This is a genomic window from Actinomadura sp. NPDC049753, assembly GCF_040674655.1.
In the GTDB taxonomy this organism is placed as follows: domain Bacteria; phylum Actinomycetota; class Actinomycetes; order Streptosporangiales; family Streptosporangiaceae; genus Spirillospora; species Spirillospora verrucosospora.
Genome location: NZ_JBFARL010000335.1, coordinates 1 through 4,854, shown reverse-complemented (window position 1 = coordinate 4,854; position 4,854 = coordinate 1). Strand labels below are relative to the sequence as shown.

Sequence of the window (4,854 nt, the reverse complement as noted above, 5' to 3'; positions counted from 1 at the left end):
CCGCGGCCGACGTGCCCCTGCCCGAGCTGCGCGCCGAGCTCGCCGAGCGCGCGACGGCGCTGGCGGCCCGGTTCGACGCCCGCAACGGCACGTCCCACCAGGGCGACAAGGTGCGCGCCACGCTGGAGGCCGAGCCGGTCGTCGACTTCCTGCCGCTGGCCCCCCACCACCGCCGCCCCGCGCCCGCCCCCGCCCCGCGGAACCCCTCCGCGGACGACTCCGCCTCCGCCGGCGCCCTCGCGTCCATGGACGATCTCGGCGAGCTGCTCGACCTGGTGGACCGGCGCCGCGCCGACGGCGACCTGCCCGGGATGCTCGCGGCCTTCCGGCGGTTCGACGCCGTCGCCGAGACCACCGAGCCGACGCCCTTCCAGAAGGCCCGCCGCCTGGACGGCCGGGGCGTCGAACTGGCCGTCGAGGGCGACGGCCAGGGCGCCGCGCGGTGCTGGGAGGAGGCCTCCCGGCTGTACGCGGAGCTGGGCGAGGAGACGCGCCGGCACCGCGCGCTCGGCCGCCTCGGCGCGATGCGCGTCGACCTCGGCGACGAGGGCGGCCTGGAGCAGGTGATCGCGTCCGCCGAGCACCTCACCGCGCATCCGGGGGAGGACGGCGACGCCACGGCCGCGCTGCTCCGCCTCGCCACCGCGCACCTCGGGCTGGACCGCCCCGAGGAGGCCCTCGCCGCGCTGGACCGGATCGACGCCGGCGACGCGCCCGACCGCGCCGGTGAGCTGTGGTTCCTGCGGGGGCAGGCGCTCCTGCGGACCGGCGACACCGGCGAGGCGGTGGCGGCGCTGCGCCGCTCCGCCGACGCGGCGCGCGTCTCCGGCGAGCCGGAGACGGTCGCCTCGCCCGGCCTGCTGCTCGCCCGCACCCTGGCCCGCGGGGAGACCGGCCCGGACGAGGAGGTGTTCGCCCTGCTCGACGAGGTGATCGCCGCGCTGCCCCCGTCGCCGATGCGCGCGGTGGCGCACTGCGACCGCGGCCTGGCGCTCCTCGCCGCCGACCGGCCGGCCGACGCCGTCGCCGACCTCGCCGAGGCCATCGCGGCCTGGACGGCCGAGGGCATGCACGAGCAGGCCGTCCACCTCCGCGTGGACCTCGCCGCCGCGTACCTGGCCGTGGGCCGCCACCTGGAGGCCGCCGAGACCGCCGAGGAGGCGCTGCCCGGGCTGGACGGCGACCCCGCCCGGCGCTGCCGCCTGATCCTCGCGCACGCGCAGAAGGAGATGGGCGAGGAGGACGCCGCCGCGACGTTCGCCGACCTCGCCGAGGACGCCGCGCGGGACGGCCGCCACGACGCCGTCGCGCACTTCCTGGAGGAGGCCGGGGGCGTCCTGACCGCCCTCGACAGGGACGCCCAGGCCGCCGCCCGGTTCGCCGAGGCCGCCGAGGCCAACGAGAAGGCGGGCGACCCCTACGGGGTGGTCCGCACCCGCCGCCGCGCCGCGATGTGCCTGCTGTGGAGCGGCGACGCCGACGAGGCCGTCGCCGTCATGGACACGGCCCGCGCGGCCCTGGCGGGGCTGCCCCCGGACAACGAGCCCGCCCGCGTCTGGGAGACCGCCCTCGTCTCCTACGACCAGGCCCGCGTCCTCGCCCAGGTCGGCCGCCTCCCCGAGGCCGCCGCGCACGCCGCGGCCGCCGCCGACGGCTTCACCACCCTGGACGAGACCGACGCAGCGGAAGAGGCCACCCGCCTGCACGACGACCTCAAGTCGGCCCTCAGCTGACGCGGTGGGCGCCCTCGGAGGGGGGCGCCTCCAGGAACTCCGGGGCCGTCCAGCCGCGGCCGGCGTAGGCGGCCGTGATCGCGTCCCGCACCTTCTGGGCCCGCGCGGCCGGGGTGAGGACGATGGCGGAGCCGCCGAAGCCGCCCCCCACCATGCGGCCGCCCCGGGCGCCCGCGCGCACCGCGGCGTCGACGGCGGCGTCGGCCTCGGGCCAGGAGACCTCGAACTGGTCGCGCAGGGACAGGTGCGAGGCGTTCAGCATGGCGCCGAGTTCGGGGAGGGCGCCGGCGCGCAGCAGCCCGACGGCCGCCTCGACGCGGTGGTTCTCGGTGACGACGTGCTGGACGCGGCGGCGCAGGACGGGGTCGCGCAGCGCCGCGAGGGCGGCGGCGAGGTCCTTGACGTCGCGCAGCGCCTCGACGCCGAGCAGGGACGCGGCCTCCTCGCACTCCGCGCGGCGGCGGCCGTAGTCGCCGCCCGTCAGCGCGTGCGAGGCCCGCGTGTCGACCACCAGCAGGACCATGCCCGAGGCGGCCGGGTCGAACGGGACCTGCGACGACAGACCGCTGCGGCAGTCGAGCATCAGCGCGCGGCCGGGCGTGCACAGCAGCGACGCCGACTGGTCCATGAGGCCGCAGGGCATGCCGACCTGCTCGTTCTCGGCGCGCTGCGCCAGCCGGGCCAGCGCGGGACGGTCGATCTCCACGCCGTGCAGGTCGCACAGCGCCAGCGCCGTCGCGCACTCCAGGGCGGCGGACGAGGAGAGGCCCGCGCCCTGCGGGAGGTCCGAGTCGATCAGCAGGGACGCGCCGCCCGTCCCGTGCTCGCGCAGCACGCGCGCGACGCCGACCGGGTACGCGGCCCACTCCCGGTCGGCGGGCCAGTTCTCGGAGGCGACCGTCCCGCCGTCCACGGGCGCGGTGACGGCGGTGCCGGCCTGCAGCGAGCGGACCTCCACCACGCCGTCGTCGCGGCGGGCGGCGGCGACCGAGACGCCGCGCGGGAGCGCGAACGGCAGGACGAAGCCGTCGTTGTAGTCGGTGTGCTCGCCGATCAGGTTGACCCGGCCGGGCGCGCGCCACACGCCCTCCGGCGCCCGCCCGAACGCCTCGGCGAAGCTCTCGCTGAGCGCGCCGCTCATCGGGAGCGCAGGAAGGTCCACGCGTCGCCGACCATGGTGCGCAGATCGCGTTCGGGCTTCCAGCCGAGCCGCGCCTGGATCTTCTCCGAGGAGGCCACCAGCACGGCCGGGTCGCCGGGGCGGCGTGGTGCGACTTCAGCGGGGATGTCGCGGCCGGTGACCTCGCGGCAGACCTCGACGACCTCGCGGACGGAGTTGCCGGTGCCGCTGCCCAGGTTGAAGATCTCGTGGCGGCCGGGCTCGCAGGCGTCCAGCGCGAGCAGGTGCGCGCGGCCGAGGTCGGTCACGTGGATGTAGTCGCGGACGCAGGTGCCGTCCGGGGTCGGGTAGTCGTCGCCGAACATCTTCACGGCGCCGCCGCCGCCCAACGCGATCTTCAGCACGTTCGGGATCAGGTGGGTCTCGACCGTGTGCCGCTCGCCGAGCCGCCCGTACGCGCCGGCCACGTTGAAGTACCGCAGCGACACCCCGCCGATCCCGTGCAGCCGCGCGTACTCGGCGAGGGCCGTGTCGATCGCCAGCTTGGACGCCCCGTAGGGGTTGGTCGGACGGGTCGGGTCGGTCTCCAGGATCGGCGTCGACTCCGGCTCGCCGTAGGTCGCGGCGGTCGAGGAGAACACGATCCGGGGCACGCCCGCGACGCGCATCGCCTCCAGCAGGGCGAGGGACTCGCCGAGGTTCTTGTCCCAGTACAGGCCGGGCTTCTCGACGGACTCCCCGACGAGCGAGCGGGCCGCGAAGTGCAGCACGGCGCCGAACCCGGCGCCGCCGAGCACCTCCGCCGCCGTGTCGCGCAGCGTGCCGCGCACCAGCCGTGCGCCCTCGGGCACCGCGTCCGCGTGCCCGGTGGACAGATCGTCGAGCACGACGACCTCGTGCCCCGCCTCCAGCAGCAGAGCGGAGACGACGCTGCCGACATAGCCGGCGCCTCCGGTGACGAGCAGCTTCACTGACGGACCTCCACGACGAGCCTCTCGGCCGGTTCACGATGATCAGGACGGCGGGGCGCGTCCAGGCTAGGGGGTCCGCCCAGGCTATCCGGAACGCCGAACGGGGAAGGCTGAACCCATGGACCGGACGCCGTCCCGGCCGCCCGTGGGGCCAGCGGGAGCGCTCGCCCGCCCCCTGGTGCGGCTGCTGTCGAGCTCGACCCACCTCGTCGTGCGGCTGTCGGGCGGCGACCCGGGCGCGCTGCGCGGGGAGATCACCGCGGAGCGGATGCGGACGCTGGTCGCCCAGAACACGCAGCTCACCCCGGACGAGCGGGCGCTGATCGGGGAGGTGTTCGCGGCGGGGGAGCGGCCGCTGCGCGAGGTCCTCGTCCCCCGCACCGAGGTGGAGTTCCTGGACGCCGCGCTCCCGCTGGCCGCCGCCGCCCGGATCGCCGCCGGCAGCCCGCACTCGCGGTTCCCCGTCTGCCGCGACTCCCACGACGAGGTGATCGGGTTCGTGCACATCCGCGACCTGCTGGCGCCCGTCCTGCCGGACGGGCCCGCCCCGGACGCCCCGGGCGACGGGCCGGTGGGCGGTCTGGTGCGTCCGGTGAAATTCCTGCCGTCCTCCAAGCGGGTGCTGCCGGCGCTGTCGGAGATGCGCCGCGAGGGCTGCCACCTGGCGATCGTCATGGACGAGTACGGCGGCGTCGCCGGCATCGTCACGCTGGAGGACCTCCTGGAGGAGCTCATCGGCGACATCCGCGACGAATATGATGTCCAGGACGCGCAGGCACGGCGCCTGCACGGCGGGGTGGTCGAGGTCGACGGCCTGCTCAACCTGGACGACTTCGCCGCCGAGACCGGCATCCGGCTGCCGGCCGGGCCGTACGAGACGGTCGCCGGGCACATCATGGCGGTGCTGCGCCGCGTGCCCGCCGAGGGCGACTCGGTGGACGCCGGCGGGCGCCGGCTCGCGGTGGCCCGGATGGAGGGCCGGCGGGTGGCCCGCGTGCGCGTCATGCCGCGGGCGTCGCCGCAGGCCGCA

General features: G+C 76.8%; 4 protein-coding genes. 2 read left to right on the top strand and 2 right to left on the bottom strand.

All coding sequences use genetic code 11. The features are described 5' to 3' along the window. Positions 1 to 1,733: hypothetical protein (locus AB0K37_RS40200; protein ID WP_363990966.1), on the top strand; the 1,733-nt coding region annotated here is incomplete at its 5' end. Here the strand turns inward: AB0K37_RS40200 and galK are convergent. Both galK and galE read right to left on the bottom strand, forming a co-directional pair. Continuing rightward, the gene (gene galK / locus AB0K37_RS40195; protein WP_363990969.1) at positions 1,726 to 2,874 is read right to left on the bottom strand and encodes a galactokinase; all 1,149 of its coding nucleotides are present in this window, start codon (positions 2,872 to 2,874) and stop codon (positions 1,726 to 1,728) included. The two genes, AB0K37_RS40200 and galK, sit on opposite strands and share 8 nt — an antisense overlap. Further along, entirely contained in the window at positions 2,871 to 3,824 is a 954-nt protein-coding gene (gene galE, locus AB0K37_RS40190) for a UDP-glucose 4-epimerase GalE (protein ID WP_363990963.1), read from the bottom strand. Before galE ends, galK begins: the two co-directional genes overlap by 4 nt. A gap of 118 nt (positions 3,825 to 3,942) precedes the next feature. Here galE and AB0K37_RS40185 point away from each other — a divergent pair. Continuing rightward, positions 3,943 to 4,854, top strand: a 912-nt coding sequence (locus AB0K37_RS40185; protein ID WP_363990960.1) for a hemolysin family protein, incomplete at its 3' end; no start/stop codon positions are given.

Excerpts from the sequence above, each read along its gene's own strand:
- galK (WP_363990969.1), bottom strand. The coding sequence starts at position 2,874 with ATGAGCGGCGCGCTCAGCGAGAGCTTCGCCGAGGCGTTCGGGCGGGCG.